Source organism: Streptomyces sp. NPDC054932 (assembly GCF_053610205.1).
In genome coordinates this window covers 1-20,053 of sequence record NZ_JBSGXU010000063.1, presented here as the reverse complement: position 1 = coordinate 20,053, position 20,053 = coordinate 1, and the positions used below count along the sequence as shown (strand labels likewise).

At 71.8% G+C, this 20,053-nt stretch carries 24 protein-coding genes; 8 read left to right on the top strand and 16 right to left on the bottom strand.

What is annotated here, in order from left to right; all coding sequences use genetic code 11:
* Positions 1 to 39: 39 nt before the first annotated feature.
* Positions 40 to 1,203 carry a hypothetical protein gene (locus ACWGE1_RS19045; protein WP_453421654.1) on the bottom strand — a complete coding sequence of 388 codons (1,164 nt, stop codon included), beginning with the start codon at positions 1,201 to 1,203 and terminating at the stop codon, positions 40 to 42.
* A gap of 302 nt (positions 1,204 to 1,505) precedes the next feature.
* On the opposite strand from ACWGE1_RS19045, the gene ACWGE1_RS19040 reads away from it, so the two are divergent.
* Together ACWGE1_RS19040 and ACWGE1_RS19035 are read left to right on the top strand one after the other, a co-directional pair.
* Positions 1,506 to 2,711, top strand: a complete 1,206-nt coding sequence (locus ACWGE1_RS19040; RefSeq protein WP_453421653.1) for a sensor histidine kinase — start codon at positions 1,506 to 1,508, stop codon at positions 2,709 to 2,711.
* The gene (locus tag ACWGE1_RS19035; RefSeq protein ID WP_453421652.1) at positions 2,708 to 3,373 is read left to right on the top strand and encodes a response regulator; all 666 of its coding nucleotides are present in this window, start codon (positions 2,708 to 2,710) and stop codon (positions 3,371 to 3,373) included. Before ACWGE1_RS19040 ends, ACWGE1_RS19035 begins: the two co-directional genes overlap by 4 nt.
* A 177-nt stretch (positions 3,374 to 3,550) precedes the next feature.
* Here the strand turns inward: ACWGE1_RS19035 and ACWGE1_RS19030 are convergent, their stop codons facing one another.
* Entirely contained in the window at positions 3,551 to 4,129 is a 579-nt protein-coding gene (locus ACWGE1_RS19030) for a TetR/AcrR family transcriptional regulator (RefSeq protein ID WP_453421651.1), read from the bottom strand.
* Between the two features lie 88 nt (positions 4,130 to 4,217).
* Between ACWGE1_RS19030 and ACWGE1_RS19025 the strand changes: the two genes are divergently transcribed.
* A complete protein-coding gene (locus ACWGE1_RS19025; RefSeq protein ID WP_453421650.1) occupies positions 4,218 to 4,664 on the top strand; it encodes an anthrone oxygenase family protein in 447 nt (148 codons plus the stop codon).
* Positions 4,665 to 4,795: 131 nt separating this feature from the next.
* On the opposite strand, the gene ACWGE1_RS19020 is transcribed toward ACWGE1_RS19025, so the two are convergent.
* A complete protein-coding gene (locus ACWGE1_RS19020; RefSeq protein WP_453421649.1) occupies positions 4,796 to 5,035 on the bottom strand; it encodes a hypothetical protein in 240 nt (79 codons plus the stop codon).
* A 230-nt stretch (positions 5,036 to 5,265) separates the two neighbouring features.
* Between ACWGE1_RS19020 and ACWGE1_RS19015 the strand changes: the two genes are divergently transcribed.
* A complete protein-coding gene (locus ACWGE1_RS19015) occupies positions 5,266 to 5,541 on the top strand; it encodes an SHOCT domain-containing protein (protein ID WP_453421648.1) in 276 nt (91 codons plus the stop codon).
* Between the two features lie 3 nt (positions 5,542 to 5,544).
* Here the strand turns inward: ACWGE1_RS19015 and ACWGE1_RS19010 are convergent, their stop codons facing one another.
* Together ACWGE1_RS19010 and ACWGE1_RS19005 are read right to left on the bottom strand one after the other, a co-directional pair.
* Complete coding sequence (locus ACWGE1_RS19010; RefSeq protein ID WP_453421647.1) at positions 5,545 to 6,066, bottom strand: SRPBCC family protein; 522 nt, start codon at positions 6,064 to 6,066, stop codon at positions 5,545 to 5,547.
* Positions 6,063 to 7,088, bottom strand: coding sequence for an ArsR/SmtB family transcription factor (locus ACWGE1_RS19005; protein WP_453421669.1), 1,026 nt, complete (start codon positions 7,086 to 7,088; stop codon positions 6,063 to 6,065). The genes ACWGE1_RS19010 and ACWGE1_RS19005 overlap by 4 nt, the downstream gene beginning before the upstream one ends.
* 70 nt (positions 7,089 to 7,158) lie before the next feature.
* On the opposite strand from ACWGE1_RS19005, the gene ACWGE1_RS19000 reads away from it, so the two are divergent.
* Positions 7,159 to 8,058 (top strand): aldo/keto reductase, encoded by a 900-nt coding sequence (locus tag ACWGE1_RS19000; protein WP_453421646.1) that lies wholly within the window; start codon positions 7,159 to 7,161, stop codon positions 8,056 to 8,058.
* A 76-nt stretch (positions 8,059 to 8,134) separates the two neighbouring features.
* On the opposite strand, the gene ACWGE1_RS18995 is transcribed toward ACWGE1_RS19000, so the two are convergent.
* Positions 8,135 to 8,383 (bottom strand): hypothetical protein, encoded by a 249-nt coding sequence (locus ACWGE1_RS18995; RefSeq protein ID WP_453421645.1) that lies wholly within the window; start codon positions 8,381 to 8,383, stop codon positions 8,135 to 8,137.
* Between the two features lie 78 nt (positions 8,384 to 8,461).
* On the bottom strand, positions 8,462 to 8,974 hold the full coding sequence (locus ACWGE1_RS18990; protein ID WP_453421644.1) for a hypothetical protein: 513 nt from the start codon (positions 8,972 to 8,974) through the stop codon (positions 8,462 to 8,464).
* Between the two features lie 228 nt (positions 8,975 to 9,202).
* On the opposite strand from ACWGE1_RS18990, the gene ACWGE1_RS18985 reads away from it, so the two are divergent.
* Positions 9,203 to 10,078, top strand: coding sequence for a S1 family peptidase (locus tag ACWGE1_RS18985; protein WP_453421643.1), 876 nt, complete (start codon positions 9,203 to 9,205; stop codon positions 10,076 to 10,078).
* 68 nt (positions 10,079 to 10,146) lie between these two features.
* Positions 10,147 to 10,518 (top strand): toxin Doc, encoded by a 372-nt coding sequence (locus tag ACWGE1_RS18980; RefSeq protein WP_453421642.1) that lies wholly within the window; start codon positions 10,147 to 10,149, stop codon positions 10,516 to 10,518.
* A gap of 19 nt (positions 10,519 to 10,537) precedes the next feature.
* Here the strand turns inward: ACWGE1_RS18980 and ACWGE1_RS18975 are convergent, their stop codons facing one another.
* The 9 genes from ACWGE1_RS18975 to ACWGE1_RS18935 all read right to left on the bottom strand — a co-directional run bounded on the left by ACWGE1_RS18975 (position 10,538) and on the right by ACWGE1_RS18935 (position 18,065).
* A complete protein-coding gene (locus tag ACWGE1_RS18975) occupies positions 10,538 to 10,924 on the bottom strand; it encodes a hypothetical protein (RefSeq protein WP_189742770.1) in 387 nt (128 codons plus the stop codon).
* Between the two features lie 310 nt (positions 10,925 to 11,234).
* Positions 11,235 to 12,152, bottom strand: a complete 918-nt coding sequence (locus ACWGE1_RS18970) for a MurR/RpiR family transcriptional regulator (RefSeq protein WP_453421641.1) — start codon at positions 12,150 to 12,152, stop codon at positions 11,235 to 11,237.
* 66 nt (positions 12,153 to 12,218) lie between these two features.
* Positions 12,219 to 12,851, bottom strand: a complete 633-nt coding sequence (locus tag ACWGE1_RS18965) for an NADPH-dependent FMN reductase (RefSeq protein ID WP_453421668.1) — start codon at positions 12,849 to 12,851, stop codon at positions 12,219 to 12,221.
* Between the two features lie 188 nt (positions 12,852 to 13,039).
* Entirely contained in the window at positions 13,040 to 13,381 is a 342-nt protein-coding gene (locus ACWGE1_RS18960) for a TcmI family type II polyketide cyclase (RefSeq protein ID WP_453421640.1), read from the bottom strand.
* 20 nt (positions 13,382 to 13,401) lie between these two features.
* A complete protein-coding gene (locus tag ACWGE1_RS18955) occupies positions 13,402 to 13,881 on the bottom strand; it encodes an SRPBCC family protein (protein WP_453421639.1) in 480 nt (159 codons plus the stop codon).
* Positions 13,882 to 13,951: 70 nt separating this feature from the next.
* On the bottom strand, positions 13,952 to 15,178 hold the full coding sequence (locus tag ACWGE1_RS18950) for a beta-ketoacyl synthase N-terminal-like domain-containing protein (protein WP_453421638.1): 1,227 nt from the start codon (positions 15,176 to 15,178) through the stop codon (positions 13,952 to 13,954).
* The gene (locus ACWGE1_RS18945) at positions 15,175 to 16,446 is read right to left on the bottom strand and encodes a beta-ketoacyl-[acyl-carrier-protein] synthase family protein (protein WP_453421637.1); all 1,272 of its coding nucleotides are present in this window, start codon (positions 16,444 to 16,446) and stop codon (positions 15,175 to 15,177) included. Before ACWGE1_RS18945 ends, ACWGE1_RS18950 begins: the two co-directional genes overlap by 4 nt.
* Positions 16,443 to 16,886, bottom strand: coding sequence for a cupin domain-containing protein (locus tag ACWGE1_RS18940; RefSeq protein ID WP_150255520.1), 444 nt, complete (start codon positions 16,884 to 16,886; stop codon positions 16,443 to 16,445). Before ACWGE1_RS18940 ends, ACWGE1_RS18945 begins: the two co-directional genes overlap by 4 nt.
* 81 nt (positions 16,887 to 16,967) lie before the next feature.
* Positions 16,968 to 18,065 (bottom strand): SchA/CurD-like domain-containing protein, encoded by a 1,098-nt coding sequence (locus ACWGE1_RS18935; protein ID WP_453421636.1) that lies wholly within the window; start codon positions 18,063 to 18,065, stop codon positions 16,968 to 16,970.
* 275 nt (positions 18,066 to 18,340) lie between these two features.
* Between ACWGE1_RS18935 and ACWGE1_RS18930 the strand changes: the two genes are divergently transcribed.
* A complete protein-coding gene (locus tag ACWGE1_RS18930; RefSeq protein ID WP_453421635.1) occupies positions 18,341 to 19,972 on the top strand; it encodes an FAD-dependent oxidoreductase in 1,632 nt (543 codons plus the stop codon).
* The last annotated feature ends 81 nt before the right edge of the window (positions 19,973 to 20,053 follow it).

Below are 20,053 nucleotides of genomic sequence, written 5' to 3'. Positions count from 1 at the left end.
GCTTCTGTCGGCATCGGACCGGCACTCTGGTGAGGTAGGTCACCCCACGCGGCGCCAGGGGTGGAACGCCAGACCCTGATCCGTCAGATCCTGCCGGGCGATGAGCAGCCCGCCGTCCATGTCGATCATCGCGATCGCGACCGAGCCCCGGGCGTCGAGCGAGATGGCCGGCAACCCCGCGCAGCGACCCCCCACGGGGGCCCACCAAGTGCCGTACTGCTCACCCTCCGTCGGGTATGCGGCGATTTCCGGGTAACCCTCGGCCCCCCGCTGCAGCAGGACGGTGCAGTCATAACCGTCGATACGGGTACGGGCCACGCCCACCGGGCCGACCCCGCCCGCGCCCCCCAGCGGCATGAGCGCGGGAGACGCACCGGCGGGCGCCTGCGGGCGGTAGGCGACGACACCGCCGTCCGCCGGGTGGCGCCAGAAATAGGTGCCGGTGCCGGGGCCCGTTTCGCAGGAGCTGTACGTTCCCTCGACGGCATCGGCCTCGATGCGACCGAGCCACCTGAAGTCGCTCCCCGGCGAGTCCTGACCCCAGTACGAGGCCCCGCCCCGGAAGGGGGCCAGGAATTCGGCCCGGCCTTGGGCCGTCACCAGGGGAACCACGGCCCCTCGGACCCATTTGCCCTGATAGTCAACCCAATTGCCCCATTTACCGTCGGTGCGTCGGGTCCGGCCGCACACTCCGGCACCGAACCGGGTGGTGAGGATGTGGAGCGACCCGGTGCCGTCGGGGAGCACGATCGGGTCCCCGGGCGGGGGCAGGGGCTCACCGCCCTCCTGCTCGGGCTCCGGGAACGGGTTGCCCACCGCGCGCCAGTCGCCGAGCGGGCGACCGGTCTGGTACTGGGCGGCCATGATGAGCTCGCGGCCGCCCCGGGCCCCGTCCCGGTAGCGGGTGCCGGCGAACCAGACGAAGCCGTTGGCGTCCTGGGCGAGGGTGAACCGGCCCGCCCACCCCTCCACGGGGAACAGGTCCGGCCCCTGCCAGACGTCGGAGCCGGGCGCGGACTCGGTCCAGCGCACCAGGCCCTCGGCGCAGCTCGCGTAGGCGGTGAGCCGGCCGTCGCGCCCGAGGCGGAGCCAGCCCCGTGCCGCACTCCCGCCGTCGGCCGCCGCGGCTATCCCGGCGCCCAGGACCGTGGGTACGGCGGAGGGGGCACCTCGGTCCGCTTCCGCACGTCCGCGTCGCACCATGTCCTGCCCACACCTGCCCCAACTCGTCCGTTTTGCCCGGCCTTACCGGGCGGGCCGTGGGACAATTTACGGCAGTGCGGCGGCCGGTCGGTCCCGGGGGCGGACCTTCGCGCACCCTCCGGTTCCGTGCAACCTAGCCTGATCGGTCCGCCTTCACCACCGGCTGTCGATCAGGTCCCGGCACCGGTCGGGAGGTCGTCCGGCCGGACGGGAAGCCGGAAACGTGTACTACGTGGGGAGTACGCCTGAAACGCTACGCCGGGGTGACGCGGGTGATGTGGGGCGAGGTCTAGCGTGGCCGCATGGAAGAGCTGCACGAGCGCCCGGGTCCCCCGTGGCGGCGATGGGTGGAGCGGACCGGGCGGGGCCCGGCCTGGCGCTCCGCGCTGCTCGTCGCGGTCTTCGCGCAGATCGGGGCGGGGTGGGCCGCGCATGCGCAGGGCGGGCGGGTGCCGCTCGACGGCTTCGCCCGGCTCCTGCTCCTGCTCGGGCCGGCTCTGCTCGTGGTGCGGCACCGGTATCCGGTGGCCGTGGCGTACGGGGTCAGTGTCGTCACCCTGGTCTACCTGGGCGCCGGATACCCGTACGGCCCGGTGTTCCTCAGCCTGGCCCTGGCCTGCTTCGCCGCCGTCGTCGCCGGACACCGCCGGGCCGCCTGGGGAGCCGTCGGCCTGCTCTGGGCCGGGCACCTGCTCATCGGGCACTGGCTCTACCGTTGGCTTCCGCCCTCCGGGGACGGCCCGACGCCCTGGGCGCAGGAGTTGGGCGCCACCGCATGGGTGCTCGCGGTGCTGGCCGTGGCCGAGTTGGTCCGCGTACGCCGGGAGCAGTGGGCCAGGGACCGGGCCGAGCGGGCGGCGGCCGAGAGACGGCGGGTGGGCGAGGAGCGGCTGCGGATCGCGCGCGAACTGCACGACGTCCTCGCCCACAGCATCTCGGTGATCAATGTCCAGGCGGGGGTCGGGCTGGCCCTGCTCGACTCCGATCCCGAGCAGGCCCGTACGGCGCTCGCCACCATCAAGGCGGCGAGCAAGGAGGCACTGGGCGAAGTGCGGCAGGTCCTCGACACCCTTCGCTCCCCCGGCGAGGCACCTCGCTCCCCCGCACCCGGTCTGGGCCGCCTCCCCGAGCTCGTGGAACAGGCGGCGGCAGCAGGGCTGAGCGTGGACGTCTCGGCCGAGGGGGAGGCCAGGGCGCTGGCTCCCGGCATCGACCTCGCCGCCTTCCGCATCCTGCAGGAGGCGCTGACCAACGTGATGCGGCACTCCGCTTCGCGCGGCGCCCGTATCCGCCTCGCATGGCAGCCGAACGCCCTGGAGCTGCGGGTGGACGACGACGGTCCGGCCACGGGCGGCGCCTCGGACGGCAGCGGCAACGGTCTCGTCGGAATGCGCGAACGGGCCACGGCCCTGGGCGGCGCCGTGCAGGCCGGACCCCGGCCGGACGGCGGATACCGGGTCATCGCCGTACTCCCGCTGAGGGCCGATCCATATCCGGAGGACCAGTGATCCGCGTCCTGCTGGCCGACGACCAGCTGCTGGTCCGGGCCGGGTTCCGGGCGCTGCTCGACGCCCAGCCCGACATCGAGGTGGTGGGCGAGGCCGCCGACGGCGAGGAGGCCGTGCGACGGGTGCGGGAGCTGCACCCCGACGTCGTGCTCATGGACATCCGGATGCCGGTGCTGGACGGGCTCGCCGCGACCCGCCGGATCGGCGAGGACGAGTCCCTGGCCGCCGTGCGGGTGGTCATGCTGACCACCTTCGAGCTCGACGAGTACGTCTTCGAGGCGATCCGGTCGGGCGCCTCCGGCTTCCTGGTCAAGGACACCGAGCCGGAGGAACTGCTGCGCGCGGTCCGGGCGGTGGTCGCGGGCGACGCCCTGCTGTCCCCGGGGGTCACCCGGCGCCTGATCGCGGAGTTCGCGGCCCGCTCGAAGCAGCCCGCCGCGGCGGCCGGTCCGGGCCGGCTCACCGACCGGGAACGGGAGGTGATGGCCCTGGTGGGCATGGGCCTGTCCAATGAGGAGATCGCCCGGCGCCTGGTCGTCAGCCCGCTCACCGCGAAGACACATGTCAGCCGCACCATGGTCAAACTCGGCGCCCGCGACCGCGCCCAACTGGTCGTCCTCGCCTACGAGTCCGGCCTGGTCCGCCCCGGCTGGCTCAGCTGACGGCCCCTCCGCGAACGCATGCGGTCCTGGGCGTGCAGCGGGTCGTGATCGACGATCATCGCAGCCTTCGGGGTGTGTGCCCCGTCCGGGGTGCGGGGCCCCGCGGTCTGCGGCTGCGCCGTGTGGGTGCGAGTGACCGGAAGCGTTGCCTCAGGCGGGCAGCGGCGGGACGGTGTGTCAGACCATGGCGAGCCGGTCCACCAGCAGCTCCACCCTCGACCCGGCTTCCTCGGGCAGCAGACGGCCCGCTCGGGTCAGGGTGGCCAGGCCGTGCAGCGCCGCCCAGAACACCTCGGTGAACAGCCCCGGGTGGACGCCGTCGCCGGCGACCTCGGCGAGGCACTCGAGCAGGGCGGCGAAGGCGTCCTTCAGCGGCTCGGGGGTGTCCTCCTGCGCGTACGCCAGGCCGCCGTCGAGCTGGAACAAGGCGTCGTAGACCGCCGGGTTGTGCTCGGCGAAGTCGAGGTACGAGCGGGCGAGGGCGGCGACCCGCTCGCGCGGGCTGTTCGCTCCGGAGGCCGCGGCACGCACCGCTGCGGCCAGCTCGGCGGCGCCTTCCAGGGCGACGGCGCCGATGATCTCGCGCTTGCCGCGGAAGTGGCTGTAGAGGACGGGCTGGCTGTATTCGATGCGCTCGGCGAGCCGGCGGGTGGTGACTGCGTCCCAGCCCTGCTGCTCGGCGAGTTCGCGGGCCGTCGCCACGATGAGGCGCTCGCGGTCCGCCCTTTCGCGCTGCTTGCGTTCCTGTACCGACATGAATTGATCCTAGCATCGCTAGACATTCGAGCGTTAGCAGTACTAGCGTTGCCCCATCATCTAGCAACGCTAGACCGGAGGGATCGCCATGCTCAATGCACTCGAGGTCGTCACCGTCGTCGTGGTCGGCCTGATGGTGGGGGTGGAGTTCTCCGTCGCCTTCATCATGAACCGGATCCTGGACGCCCTTCCCGAGGACAGCGGCCAGCTCGGCCACGCCCACGGCGGCCGGATGCTCGGTGCCCTGATGCCGTTCTGGTACGTGGGCTCGCTCGTCCTCAGCGCGATCTGGGCCGTCGCCGGATGGGACCACCACGGCGCCGGACTCGTCGTCACCGCCGCCGGACTGCTGATCCTCAGCGTGGTCATGTCGATCCTGCTGCTCGTCCCGATCAACAACCGAAACAAGACCTGGACCCCGGAGAACCGCCCCGCCGACTGGAAGGAGCAGCTGCACCGCTGGGGCCGCTACCACTACATCCGCGTCGCCGTCATCGTCGCCGCGTTCACCCTGCTGGTCATCGCCCGCGCCTGACACCACCGCCGCCCCGGCATGCACCGGTCGCGCCCCGTCGGGGTGATCCGGAGAGCGCTTCGACAACGCGGCGGGGCGCCGTGCAGGGCGGGCCGGGCAGGCCGGGCCCGGCAAGGTCCGAAAGAGACGGCCTAGCGGCCGCGGTAGTACGCCCAGGGGCCCGATGCGAAGTTCTCCGGCTGTTCGCGCTGGAGCTTGTCGTACCGCTCGTTCAGAAGGTCCAGCCCGTCGCGGATGTCGACGCCGAAGGCGTTCCGGATCTTCACCATGGCCGGCAGCGTCCGACCGGCCAGGATCAGTGGGTCGGCCTCGAGCCAACAGCGCTCCGCGACCGCCACCTCGTCCTCGCCCATCTCAAGATCATCCGGCATGCCGGAAAGCCTGGCAGACGTCTCGGAGCAGCACCAATTCTTTTGCAGGGTGCGGGTGACACCCGCGACCGAACACTCCGCCGGCGTGCGCCCCTTCCCTTGCGGACGGTCCGGCCGTACTACCGCGGAAGTACACGGGGCGCAGCCCTCCGTACGACGACGTGGGGTGCCCCTCGGAGGGAGTCTCGGGGTGAGACGAAACGTCCGTGCTTCCGAGGAGATGAACCGCGATGGATACCTTCACCACCCTCGCCCACGACGGGCCCGGCCCGTGGATCCTGTTCCTTCCGCTGATCTGGGCCGCGGTCGTCGTCGGCGTCGTCACCCTGCTGCGCCGTACCGTGTGGCGCGGGCGCCGCGGGGCGGTGGCGTACGGCGAGCGGTCGCCGATCGCGATCCTGGGGCGGCGCTTCGCCGCCGGGGAGATCGACGAGGACGAGTACTGGCGGCGGCTGTCCGTCCTGGACGAACAGTTCGGCCGTTCCCGCAAGGACGGCGCGGCCTGATCCTCAGGCCGCGCTTCGGCCGCCGCGCCCGGCGCATGCGGCCGCCAGGCGGTCCAGGGTCGTGCGCATCCCGGCGCGGTTGACCGCGATGCGGTGTTCCGGGCCGGTGCCGGCGAACACCGTGCCGAGCAGCACGGTCAGGCGGGCACCGCGCCCGGCGCGCAGGTCCTGCCAGGTCTCCGTGACGCGCGTGCCCGCACCCTCCGGCTCGAACCGGTAGCCCCACCGCGCGATCGGCAGGCCGAAGATGCCGACGTCGAAGGTGAACCCGCCCGACCCGTCCGGCGATGTCGCCGGTGCGCGCAGGGCCTTGATCCGGCCCACGGTGACCCAGATGAACGGTCCTCTCCGGTTGAGCCCCACGAAACGGCTGCCGGGGCGGGCCGGCGGCCGGGGCACCCACACTCGGCGGCATTCCGGGCTCCAACGGCCCATGTTCCGCAGGTCGGACACCATCCGGTGGACGTCCGCCGGAGCGGCGTCCACCACGATGTGCTCCTCCAGGCTCCATTGGCGCTCGTTCACGGTGCCCCTCCCGGTGATCGTCTCCGCTCGACGCCTGGAGTGTAGGCAACGAGGAGGGACTCGGCGACGGAGGTGCGGGCGTAGAGCACGGAGCGGCCGGCCCGGTGGGCGCTGACCAGGCCCGCGTCGCGCAGCGCGGTGAGGTACTGGGACACTCCGGCGGCCGAGAGCCCCGTCCGGCGGGCCAGTTCGGTGGTGGAGGCGGGGGTTTCCAGTTCGGTCAGCAGCCGGGTCCGGGAGCGGCCGAGTACGGCGGCCAGGGCCTCGGTCCTGGCCCTGGGCCGCGGCTCCCACAGCGAGCCGGTGCCCCGTGCGGGGTAGGCGAGCTGGGGCGGCTCCGGGGGCGTCACGCGGGTGAACGGGACGGGCCGGACGAAGACCGAGGGGATCAGCAGCAGCCCGGAGCCCGCCGTCCCGCGGGACAGGGGGCGGTGCCGGTGTGCCAGTCGGAGCGCGCTGTCGCCCCAGCTCACCGAGGGGTGCAGGTCGTTGAAGAGACGGCCCGCTCCGTGCTCGGCGGCCTGCCGGGCCCGGTGGAAGACGTCGGCGTCGAGTACCGCGCGGATCCGTGCCCAGTACGGGGCCAGGGCCAGCCCCCAGTAGGTCTCGATCTCTTCCACGACCCGGACCAGCCTGGCCTGCGGCTCGGCGTACAGGGTCCGTGAGCGCGGACCGAGACCTCCCTGCTCCTGCCCCAGGCGGTCGAGGTCCTGGCGGATCCGGGCGGGGGACGCGGCCCGGATCCTGGCCAGTTCCTCGTCCAGGGAGGGAGCCGGCCCGGTCGGCGCCGGGTTGAGGAAGTCGGGTACGTATCCCGAGGGCGGGATCAGCTCGGCGAGCCAGCCCCGGTCGAGGCCGGCCGCCGTCAGCCGTGGCCGCACCTGCTCGATCCAGGGCCGGTGCACGAGGGGCGTGGATCCGGAGGCCAGCAGCCGGTAGCTGGGCCCGACCTCCCACATCGGGGCGACGGCGAAGCGCATCTGCGCCAGGTCGCTCACGGAGAACGCCAGTTCCGCCAGCACGGCCACCCCGAGGATTCAGTCATGCCCTAATCAATGGCCTGGCAGCCTACCCTGTGGAGATCATCCGGGCATGACCTCACAGACGATGTCCGCGGCAGCTGCGGGCACTTGGAACCTCGGCGACCTGACGGTCAACCGGATCGGATTCGGCACGATGCGCCTGCCCCAGACCGGCGCGGCGTTCGCGGAGGACGCCGCACCGAGGGACCGCGAGCAGGCGATCGGCGTGCTGCGCCGGGCGGTCGAGCTCGGGGTGAACCACATCGACACCGCGGCGTTCTACTTCTCGCCGCTGCGCTCCGCCAACGAACTGGTCAATGCGGCGCTCCGCCCCTACCCGGAGGACCTCGTGATCACCACCAAGGTCGGACCGGGCCGCGACCCGTCCGGGGTGTGGAGCCACGCCACCCCCGGGCAGCTGCGCGGCCAGGTCGAGGAGAACCTGCGCCAGCTCGGCCGGGACCACCTCGACGTGGTGAACCTGCGCATCGTCGGCACCGGTTCCATCGCCGAGCGCTTCGGCGCGCTGGCCGAGCTCCGCGACGCCGGACTCATCCGCCACCTGGGCATCTCCAACGTCACCCCCGAGCACCTTGCCGAGGCCCGCACCATCGCACCGGTGGTCTGCGTGCAGAACATGTACGGGATCGGGGTGCGGCCCGAGCAGGACGCCCTGGTGCGTGCCTGCGGTGAGCTGGGAATCGCCTTCGTGCCCTTCTACTCCATCGCGGGCACCCGGCGGGAGGGCGGCGCGGGCGGCACCGAGAGCGAAGAGGTGCTCGCCGTCGCCCTGGCGCACCTGGCGAGCCCGGCGCAGGTACGGCTGGCATGGACGCTCCAGCGGGGGCCGCACGTGCTGGCCATTCCCGGTACGGGCGATCCGGAGCACCTGGAGGCGAACGTGGCCGCCGGCGCTCTGCGTCTGTCCGGGAAGGAGCTGGCCGTACTGGAGGCCCTGCACCACGGCTGACCGGTCCGGTCGGCCCTCCGTCCCACCGGCACCCGGCACCCGGCACCCGGCGCTCCGGCACCGGGCGCCCGGGCGCTCAGGGCAGGTCGTCGGTCGGCGGGTCGGCCTCGTACACGTGGGGGGTGTCACCCTCCCAGTCCAGCAGCTCGGTGCCGCCGAGGACCACGTCGTCGGGGTCCGGCATGCCGGCCCGGCGCAGGAACTCGATGACGTCCTCGTCGGAGCGGGCGAGGCCCAGGGACTCCTCCCTGTTCGAGGTCCGCAGGGTCACCTGACGGCCTCCCGACGGGAAGATCCGGTGCACGACGACGGGTGCATGATGCATACCCCCAGCCTCACCCCGTCGGGCCGGCCCGGCACCCCGGGCGACGCCGGCCGGGCCCGATCGGCCCCCCACAGGGCCTCAGGGAGTACGGCCGGCCTTGGCGGGGCGGCCGCCCCTCGTGGGGATGCGGAACGTGGCGGGATCGGGGTAGGTCGCCTTCTCCGCCCGCACGACGTCCTCGATCGCCGCCTTGAACTCCGACTCGAAGAAGTCGACGGCCAGCAGCAGCCGCAGCCCCTCCAGGGTCGGATCGAGCAGCGGGCGGGCCATCCGGGCGCCGCCGCCCGCGATGCCCGGGAAACCGGCCCGGGCGGTCACAGGTCTCTCTCCCGCGCGCTCCTGAAGACCGGCGGCGGCATAGCCGGCGACGGTCGCGAGTTCGGCGAGGTACTTGCGGGCCCCGAGGGCCATCTCCTCGGCTCCCTGCAGGGTCTGGACCGACCCGCCCGCCACTTTGAAGTCGTCACTGACCCTCTTGAGGCCGCGCGCCTCGTACACGGCGCGCGCCTCCTCGAAGAGCCGCCCCGCCTCGTCGACCGCCTTCATCGCCGTCACGAGCTGGTCGATGTCGATGTCGATGTCGCGCTTCACGCTGCCTCCTGGTCCGGAACTGTGCTGCACAGACCGTAGGAGGCAAAGCCACCGGGGCGGAACACCTGTGCGGGGGTCGGATCCGGGGCCCTGCACCGGACTCGGGACCCCCCTGCCGAGCCTGGCACCAACTGCCCATGCACCCTTGCGACTTGACGCGGGCCTCCCAACAATGCACATGACAACCGGAAGACCTCCGGTCGCATGGTCATCAGAGGGGACCCCCACATGAACAAGCCTCTCGTCGGCGCGTTACTCTCCCTGCTCCTGCTGGGAGCGGCGGTCACCCCCGCCGTGGCCGCGCCCGCCGCACCCGTGACACCCACCGCACCCACCGCACCCACCGCACCCACCACCCCCGAGGCCGCCGCCGCGGTCGACTTCGCAGGCACCGTCGCCCTCAGCAACTGTTCCGGCTCCGTCGTCCGCGCGCCCGGCTCCCGGCCGAACGACCCCGCGCTCGTCCTGTCCAACGGGCACTGCCTGGAATCGGGCTTCCCGGCGGCCGGCGAGGTCATCGAGGACCGCGCGTCCACCCGCTCGTTCTCGCTGCTCAACTCCGCCGGATCGAAGGTCGGTACGCTCCGGGCCAACAAGATCGCGTACGCGACGATGACCGACACCGACATCTCCATCTACCAGCTGACCCGGACCTACGCCCAGATCCAGAGCCAGTACGGCATCACCGCGCTGACCCTCAACGACGTGCGCCCGGCCCAGGGCTCGGCGATCAAGGTGGTCTCCGGCTACTGGAAGCGGATCTACAGCTGCAACGTGGACGGCTTCGCCTACCGCCTCCAGGAGGGCGACTGGACCTGGAAGGACTCGGTCCGCTACACCTCCGCCTGCAACACCATCGGTGGCACCTCCGGCTCGCCGGTGATCGACACGGCGACCGGCAAGGTCGTCGCCGTCAACAACACGGGCAACGAGGACGGCGGCCGCTGCACGGTGAACAACCCCTGCGAGGTCGACCAGAACGGCAACGTGACGGTCCGCCGGGGCATCAACTACGCACAGCAGACGTACATCGTCGTCCCCTGCATAGCCCCCGGCAACAAGATCGACCTGAACCGCCCCGGCTGCACGCTGCCCAAGCCGTAGCCCCGAGCGCGTCCCCGCCCGACCCGAAAAGCCCCACGGCCGGGCCTCGGGCGGGGATACTCGGACACGTGGAACTGCACATCGATCACCGCTGGCTGCTGGAGCGGCAGGAGGCGCTGTTCAAGGACGTGGCGGTGGCCGACCACTCCGCGCTGGTCGCCGCCGTGGCCCGGCACCGGGTGAACACGCCCAGTCTGGAAGTGGACGACCCCGACGCCTATTGGCGTGCGGCCGCCCTGCTGGACGCGATCGTGCTGCTCCGGCCGCTCCCCGACTCCAACGAGTACTTCGCCTACGGGGTCGCCGTCGCCTACATCGAGGCCTCCGGCGAGACGGTGGACGCCACTTACGCCCAGTGGCGCGACCTCATCACCGATATCCGCATGCTGCGCGCCACCGTCTTCGACGTAGCCGCCAGGCTCCGCTCGTGGAAGCCCTGAGGAGCGCGTCCGGGCCCGGTCAGCGCCTGCGCTGGGCGGGGGTGCCGACGAGGAGCGCGTCGGACACCAGGCGCGCGCCGCGGGCGAGCCGGCCCAGCTGCTCCAGCTCGACGGCGTACATCCTGATGGAGTTCTCGATGACCGACTCGGCGATGCCCATGGTGGGCAGCTCGGCGCGGCTGGTCTGCAGGGCCGTCCGCACCGCGCGCATCTCGTGCTGCAGCTGGAGCTGGACGTGCCGGGCCAGCAGTGCGTGGTGACGGGTGAGCGTCAGGTAGCCGCCGTAGCGGGCCGGGAGCAGGTCCCGCAGCCAGCGCGTGGCCGTGCGCTCCCAGTCGTGCGTACCGGGCGCCTTGACCTGCATGGGCCAGTCAGGGCTGAGGGTAAACGTGGCCGTCTGAGGCATTCTCGTCACTTCCGAGTGGTGTCGAACTCTGATCGAGACGTTCTGGGGGGCGGCCTCGGCCCAGGGGTTGACCGAGGCCGCCATGGGCGCTCTGCAGGGATCCAAAGCCTGGACCCGACACGCGGTCGCGACGTGAGGAGGTTCGTCGTGCCGCGCGTGCGTTCGGGAGGACATGGGGGTCCTCCTTGGCATCTGGTGGATCCGGAGCGCCGTCGCCAGTAAACATATATACCGTCGAGTAAGCAAGCGTATGAAAAATTTCATGCACCGCGAAGGCTGAATATCGCCTGGTGGAGCGCGCAGAACGGGACTAAAGGAAGAAACCGTGCTGGTCGGCCACGTGCTCGTAGCCCTCCAGACGCGCCTGGGTCCGTTCCGGGTCCGCATCGGCCATCGCCTGCAGCAGGGCCGCGGAGAGCATCCCGGGCGCCGCGTACGAGTCGAAGACCAGCCGCGACCCGGTACCCGCCGTCAGGGCCACGTCCGCCTCGTCCACCAGCGGCCCCAGGGTCGGATCCGTGATCAGGACCACGCGCAGCCCCGTACTGCGGGCGGCGCGGATGGCGGCCAGCGTCTCCTTGGCGTGCCGCGGCATGGCGAAGGCCAGCACCCAGGTCCCACCGGCCGCCCTGGACTGCAGCAGCGCGTCGAAGGCGACGCTGCCGCCGCGGGTCACCAGGCGCACGTCGGGGTGGATGCGCCGGGCCGCGTAGGCGAAGTACTCGGCGAGCGAGACCGAGATCCGCAGGCCCAGGATGGTCAGCGGCACCGAGGCGGCCAGCTCGCGGCCGATGTCCAGCACCTGGTCGGTGTCGGCGAGCAGCCTGCGGACGTTCTCCAGGTTCTGGATCTCGGCGTCGACGGCTTCCTGCAGCTCGTTGCGGCGGATCTGCGCGCGGGTGTCGGTGGCGCCGGCGACCGCGCTGAGCGCGATCGGCTGCAGCACGTCGCGCAGGGCCGGGTAGCCGCTGAAGCCCAGGGAGGAGGCGAAGCGGGTCACGGAGGGCTGGCTCACGCCCACCCGTTCGGCGAGTTCGGTGATCGAGAGGAACGCGGCCTCGGTGAGGTGGTCGATCAGGTACTGGGCGATGCGGCGCTGGCCCGGTGACAGGCGGCGGCCGTCGAAGAGCGCGAGGAGCCGGTCGGCCGGAGGACGGACCTCTTCGGACGACTGACTCCCGCGTGTGATCGCAGCCGCTTGTGCGCGTGCCTGCTGCCCCGATGACACTCGAGGGCCTCCCTAGCTCATGTCACTCACGCTCCAACATAGCTCACGCCCTGTGGCCGATGATGATCAGTCCTGGGCGCGGGAGGTCACCGGGGCGTCGGTGCGGTCGCCCAGGAACTCGTACCAGCGGCGCTGCAGGCACAGGTAGCGGGTGTCGGCCTCGACGAGGTCGAGGAAGGAACCGATCGTCGTGGTGAGCCGCTCGCCGAGGCCCCGGTCGGCGAGGGCGCCGTCCTCGGTGAACGCCTGGTGCGCGCCCGCCAGACTGAACATGTCGGGGTAGACGCGTGCGCCGAGGTGCTCCAGCGGTACGCGCAGGGCCCACAGTCCGCGGTTGCCGCCGACCATCGAGGGCGAGGCAGAGACCAGCAGGGTCTGCTTGTCCTTGAACGGCTGCGGGCGGTAGCGGGACACCCAGTCGATGGCGTTCTTCAGCACCCCCGGGACGGAGGCGTTGTACTCGGGCGAGGCGATGATCAGGGCCTGCGCGGCCTCGATCCGCCCGCACAGGTCAAGGGCCCCCGCGGGCAGCCCCTCGTCGGCCTCGGCGTCGCCGTCGTACGGCGGCATGGGGAAGTCGCCGAGCGTCACGGCCTGCGCGGTGGCGCCGGCCCGGGCCACCAGGGCGGCGACCAGGGAGCCGAGGCGCGTGTTGACCGATCCGGTGCGGGAGGACCCGGACAGGACGAGCACGCGCAGGGAGTTGCGGGCCGGGTCGCCGTCGTGCGGGCGGGCCGGATCCGCGGGGAAGTGGTCGGTGTCGGTCGGGTTCATGCCGTCTTCTCCTGCTCTCTTCCTGCTCTCTGCCCGCTTCGGCTCCGGCTGCGGACCGGCCACGCACGGCGGGACCCGCACACTCGGTGTGCGGGTCCCGTCCGGGCCGCGGGTCACTTCGCGCCGGGGTTCTCCCAGCGGTAGAACTCGTGGGCCATGGCGTCCTTCGGGCTGCGCCAGGTGTCCGGGTTGTGCGGGCTGATGTAGGCCGTCAGCCGGTCGCTGAGATCCCGGAATTCCGGGTGGTCGGTGACCTTCGCGATGGCCGGGCCGGGCGGCCGGTCCGACTCGATCAGGTGCAGGTAGACGTCGCCGAACTGGAACAGGCTGCGGCGCGTGACGCCCACCAGGTGCGGGAGTTCACCCGCGTCCGAGCCGGCGAAGAGGTCCGCGATGTCCGGCGCCGATCCCGGCGCCATCCGGGCGACGATGAGAGCGCGGTGGGTCTGGTTCATCCGGGTGCTCGCCTTTCGTCTCAGACTCGGCTGACGGCGGGGGCGCGGCCCTCGCGCTGACGCTTCTCGATCTTGTCCCGGATGAGCGCCATCTGGATCGGGGAGTTGCGGTTGATGTTGTCGGTCATCCACGCGTCGTCCACCGGCGCGTCCGGCTTCATCGCGAAGTCCTGGGTCCACTTCATCCGGGTGCCGCCGGGCACCTTGAAGTACTGCCAGTGGATGTCCATGTGCGCGAACGGGCCGGTTTCCACCCGCCGGGCCCGGACCGTGAGGCCCTTGCGGTCGACGGTCCGCTCCGACACCCAGCTCCACACCTTGCCGTTCTCGTCGGGGTGCATGGTCAGGCGGAAGCGGGTGGTGTCGCCCTGCTCCTCGAGGATCTCGAGGGACGCGTATTCGCTGAACAGCTGCGGCCAGCTGGGGAGATCGTTGGTCATCTCCCACACGACGTCGACGGGCGCGTTGACGGTGATCTCGTTCTCGGTGTGTCCTGGCATCTCAAGCTCCGTTCATCAGGCTGTGGTTGACGGTGTCGGGGGATTCCCCGGGGGTCCTTCTCCCTTTCCTCTACGAGGCCTTGCGGACGACGAGCGCGGAGTTCGATCCCATCCGGCCGCGGCTCAGCACCAGCGCGGTGCGCAGCTCCGCGGTCCGGGCGCTGCCGGTCACCACGTCGAGGTCGTGGCAGACCTCGTAGACGTTCGGGGTCGGCGGGACGATGCCGTGCTCCAGGGCCAGTACCGCGGCCGCCGTGTCGAGGGCGGGTGCCGCGCAGTAGGCCCTGCCGGTACCGGACTTGGGCGCCGTGACCGGCACCTTCTGCCCGTACGCGCCGAGGGCGTCGGCGAGGGCGGCCGCCTCGGCGGCGTCGGCCGCCGGGGTCCCCATGGCGTCGGCGAAGACCACGTCGATCTCCTCCGGCGCGCAGTCGGCCTCCCGCAGGGCGCCGCGGATGGCGTGGGCCAGCCCTTCGCCGGACTCGTCCCGCCGCCGGGTGCCGCTGAAGGTCGCGGCGTGGCCGGCCAGGACGGCCCGTACGGTGGCGCCGCGGCGGCGGGCCTCGTCCTCGTCCTCGACGACGAACATCGCGCCGCCCTCGGCGGGGACGAACCCGCAGGCCTTGTCGGTGAACGGCCGGTAGGCGCGCTCGGGGTCGTCCTGGGTGCTCAGTCCCTCGTACTCCAGCTGGCAGACGATGGAGTACGGCGCGAGGGGCGCCTCCGTCGCCCCGACCAGCATGGCCCGGCTGCCCTGGCGGATCGCCCGGACGGCGTACGCGAAGGCGTCCAGTCCGCCCGCCTCGTCGCTGGCCACGACCCCGCAAGGGCCCTTCAGCCCGCGCCGGATGGAGATCTGGCCGGTGCTCGCGGCGTAGAACCAGGCGATCGACTGGTAGGGGCCCACGAAGCGCGGTCCCTGCTCCCAGAGGTGCTGCAGCTCGCGCTGCCCGAATTCGCCGCCGCCGGACCCGGCGGCCGTGACGACGCCCACGGAGAAGGGGTCGCCCTCGTAGTCGGCCCGGCCGAGCCGGGCGTCCTCCAGGGCGAGGTCGGCCGCGACCAGGGCGTGGTGGGTGAAGCGGTCGGTCTGGACGAGGAAGCGGTCCTCGACCATGGCGCCCGGGTCGAAGCCCCGGACCTCGCCGGCGACGCGCAGCGGCAGGTGCTCGCAGCCCGCCCGGGTGACGCGGTCCAGCACGCTGAGGCCGGACTGGGTCGCCTTCCAGAAGGCATCGGCGCCCACGCCGTTGGGCGCGACGACCCCGATGCCCGTGATGACCGTACGGCTGGTCACGAGACCTCCTCCTTCGGCCGGGTCATGACCACGGCGGACTGGAAGCCGCCGAAGCCGCTGCCGACCGAGAGCACGTTGCGCAGTTTCCGGCCGCGTGCGACGCGCGGTACGTAGTCCAGGTCGCACTCGGGGTCGGGCGTCTCGTAGTTCGCGGTCGGCGGTACCACCTGATGGGTCATGGCGAGCACGCAGGCCGCGAGTTCGATCGCGCCGATCGCGCCGAGGGAGTGCCCCACCATGGATTTGATGGAGGTCATCGGCGTCTTGTAGGCGTGGTCGCCCAGGACCCGCTTGACCGCCGCCGTCTCGTGGCGGTCGTTCTGCTTGGTGCCGGAGCCGTGCGCGTTGACGTAGTCGATCTCGTCGGCGGCGACGCCGGCCTGGGCGAGGGCGGTTTCGATGGCCCGGGCCATCTCCAGGCCCTCGGCGGTCAGCCCGGTCATGTGGTGGGCGTTGCCGAAGGTGGCGTAGCCGCCGATCTCGCAGTAGACGGTCGCACCGCGGGCGCGGGCGTGTTCCAGCTCTTCGAGTACGAGGACGGCGCCGCCCTCGCCGAGGACGAACCCGTCGCGGTCGGCGTCGAACGGCCGGGAGGCGTGGGCCGCGTCGTCGTTGTTCGGCGAGGTCGCCTTGATGGCGTCGAAACAGGCCACCGTGATCGGCGATATGGGTGAGTCGGACGCGCCGGCGATGCACACGTCCATCCGGCCCTCGGCGATGGAGTGGACGGCGTACCCGATGGCGTCGAGCCCTGAGGTGCAGCCGGTGGACACCGTCTGGACCGGGCCCCTCGCACCCGTCTGCTCCGCGACGGCGGAGGCCAGGGTGGCGGGGGTGAACGCCCGGTGCAGGAACGGGCCGGCCCGCTTGTGGTCCACGTCCCACCAGGAGCCGGACTGGCTCACGGCGACGTAGTCGTGCTCCAGACGGGTGGTGCCGCCGACGGCCGTGCCGAGGGAGACACCGGTCCGCCAGGCCTCGTCGGTGGTGAGGTCGAGCCCCGCGTCCTTCACCGCCTCCCGGGCGGCGACCAGGGCGAACTGGATGTACCGGTCCGCCCGGTCCGCATCGCCCGGTTCGAGGCCGTGCGCGGCAGGGTCGAAGTCGACCTCCGCGGCTATCCGGGAGCGGAATCCGGTCGGGTCGAAGAGGCTGATTCCGCGTGTCGCCGTTCGGCCGTTGGAGAGCAGGTCCCAGAAGTCGCGGACGCCGATCCCGCCGGGCGCGACGACGCCGACTCCGGTGACGGCCACCCGCCGGGGGGTCACGAGACCGCTCCGGTACGGTCCGGCGGCTGCTCCCAGGCGGTGCTCTCCGGGTGCGGGGCCTGCTCGGTGTCCACGTGCCCGAGCTCGGGTCGCGGGGCCAGCGGTCCGAGGTGGAAGACCATGCGGGCCTCGGTGTCCCCCACGTTCCGGAAGCGGTGGCGCACGTTCAGCGGGACCAGCAGCCCCTGGTCGGTCCGCAGCGGGTGGGCCTCACCGTCGAGGTCCACTTCGAGGCGGCCGCTGACCACGTACACGAACTCCTCGGAGTACGGGTGGTAGTGCTCGGCGATCGACTCCCCGGGAGCCATGATCGCCAGGCCCATGAAGCCGCTGGTGGAACCCACCGAGGTCGGGGTGAGCACCGCCCTCAGGTCTCCGCCGCGCCGGCGGTTGGGGGGCGTCTCGCTGAGGTCCACGATGCGTGGGCGCTGTTGGGTCATGGCGGGTTCCTCCTGCGTGTGGGCAGAGCCGAGCTGCGGATGGGGTGGGGGTGGAACGGGCGGGCCGGTGGGCCGGGGAGGTCAGGACTCCGCGGATGCCCGGCGGTCGGTGATCAGCTTCATGGTGTGGTCCGCGGCCCGGACCCGCCTGCCGAAGCGGGCCGTCAGCCGGTCGAGCACCGCCGCCTTGCGCGGTCCCCGGACGCCGAAGGTCGTCTCGGGCTCGGCGTCGAGCGGGCCCCGCACGTCGATGAGGCGGACGACGATGTCGTCACGCTGGAAGATGCTGCTGCTCCGAACGGGGCTGCCCGGGTGGTGTGCGGCCGCCTCGTCCTGGCGGGCCAGGAACTTGGCGAGCGCCGCCCCGCAGCCGGGCTTGGCCGGGTAGAAGAGCGCGTGCCGCTCCACCTCGGCGGATTCGGGCTCGGGTGCGGCGATGTGGTGGACCGCCGGAAGCGCGGCGCGCATGAAGAACATGCGCGCGGATTCCGGGTCGTTCAGGTTCCGGTCCTTTTCGAGGTAGGGGTTGATGGCCTCCTCGACGGCGCGCACCTCGGGCTGCTCGGACACGTGCCGCAGGGCCGCCATCAGGTCGCCCTGGACCTCGACCGTCCGCACGACGCGGTTGCCGTGCATGAACAGCGAGGTGCGGCAGAGACGGGTGTGGTCGTCGACCCGGGCCGCCGGGGAGGAGTAGCTCGAGAGGATCGACGCGACGTCCTTCTCACTGCCCGGCTTGACGGTGAAGGTGAGGGCGTGGCGCACGATGCCGGCGCCCAGCCGGGGTGTGCTCTGCAGGCGCGCCGTGGCCGGGCGGGCCGCCTGGTCGTAGCCCCGGCCGGTCTCCCGCAGAACGGTGAACTTGAGCGGCCGCATGGCGCGGGCGCACGCGCCGAGCGGCTTCACCTGTTCGGCGTGGTGCTCGCTGTTGACCCATGCGAGGTACTGCGGGGCGCTCTCCCACTCGCTGGTGATGAGCCATTGGGAGGGATTCTCGAAGGACTGGCACAGCTGGTCGCTGATGTGGCCCGGAACCGACGCGATGTCGTGGCGGAGCTGTTCGTACGCCTCGAAGAACTGCTGCTGGGTCCCCTCGTGGAGATCCATCAGCAGGACGACCCGGAGCATGGAGCCGTCGAAGGCTGACTGCGACACCCGTTCGGACAGGGTGGTTGTCATCTACTCACTCCTTCATGAGGGGGTGGAGATCCATCGCGTACGGACCCCTCGTCCGTCACCGGTGGCGTCCGCCCGGGCCGGCGGCCGCCTCGGTGGGGAACGGCAGGCCGGCGCGTCTCAGGGGGAGCCGCTGTCGCTCATCGTCATCCGGGTGGGGACGTACCGCTACATGTCCGGATCAAGCGGGTGACAACCGGCGAATCAACTGGGCCTCATCGCGGATCGGGGGCATAAAGACTCCACTCCCCCACACAGAAAACAGGAGCCCGCAGCTGATGGAAGACAACGCCGATGTTCGCGTACCGGTTCTCGTCGTGGGCGGCTCCCTCGTGGGCCTGTCCACCTCGCTTTTCCTGAGCCGCCACGGAGTGAGGCACCTGCTGGTCGAGAAGCACTCCGGTACCTCCGCACACCCGCGGGGCCGTGGCATCAACGCCCGGACGATGGAGCTGTTCCGCACGGCAGGGGCGGAGCGCGCGATCCGCCGGGCGGCGTCCGTACTGGAGGGAAATCAGGGCATTCTGCAGGCCCGGTCGCTGACCGACGGCGACCACAACTGGCTGGTCAAGTCGATCGACCCGGCCGGGGCGCTGGCCCGGTTCAGTCCGACCGGCTGGTGTCTGTGCAGCCAGAACAACATTGAGCCGGTGCTGGCCGAACAGAGCCGTGACCTGGGCGCAGACGTCCGGTTCGCCACCGAGCTGATGAGTTTCGACCAGGACGCCACGGGGGTGAACGCCGTGGTGAAGGACCGGGAGACGGGCGAGCACATCACGGTGCGCGCCGACTTCCTGATCGCGGCGGACGGACCGCGCAGCCCCGTCAGGGAACAGCTGCGGATCCCCCAGACGGGCAATGGCGAGCTCTTCCACAACGTGAGCGTCACCTTCCGCTCGGAGAAGCTCGTCGAGGTGCTGGGCGACCTGCGCTTCATCGTCTGCTATCTGACGCGCCCGGGTGCGGACGGGGCGCTGCTGCCGGTGGACAACAAGACGCAGTGGGTCTTCCACGCGCCGTGGCACCCGGAGCAGGGCGAGACGCTGGAGGACTTCACCGACGAGCGGTGCGTGGATCAGATCCGCGACGCGATCGGCGTACCCGACCTGGACGTGAAGATCGGCGGCAAGGCACCGTGGCATGCCGCCGAACGGGTGGCGGAGCACTATTCGTCCGGTCGGGTGTTCCTGGCCGGCGACGCGGCCCACGAGATGTCCCCCACGGGCGCGTTCGGGTCCAACACGGGCATCCAGGACGCGCACAACCTGGCGTGGAAGATCGCGGCGGTACTGGACGGCTCGGCCGGCATCGAGCTGCTCGAGACCTACGAGGCCGAGCGGCTGCCGGTGGCCAGGGCCACGAGCGAGCGGGCGTCGGCCCGTTCGGCGGAACACAGCCACCCGGGGTACGCACCGCCGCCCACCATGGGCGGCGGACCGGGCAGCGGGGTCCTCACCACGGCCATGGGCTACTGCTACCCCCGGGGCGCGCTCGTCGGCGGCGAGCCCGGACGGCCCGTCATCCCGCAGACACTGCGACTGGTGGGCGACACCGGGACCAGGGCCCCGCACATGTGGGTGTCCAGGGCCGGTGAGCGGATCTCCACCCTGGACCTGTACGAGCGCTCCTTCGTGCTGCTCAGCGGCGCGGAAACGCCCTGGCAGGAGGCCGCCAAGCGGGTCGCCGACCAGCTGTCGATGCGCCTGGACGCCTACACCATCGGCTCCGGACCAGGAGTGGACCTGGTCCAGGACGGGCGGTCCGACTGGGCCGAGGTCCACGCGATGAGCGCCGAGGGCGCCGTGCTGGTACGGCCGGACGGGTTCGTGGCCTGGCGCTCGGAGGGCGCCGTGGCCGACGCCCCGGCGACACTGCGCAAGGTCCTCTCGACGGTGCTGCGCCGGGCGTGACCACCTCGTCCCCGCTTCCGCCGGCCGTGCGTGCGGCCGGCGGAAGGGGTTCAGCGGCAGGCCCAGCAACCTGCCCAGCAG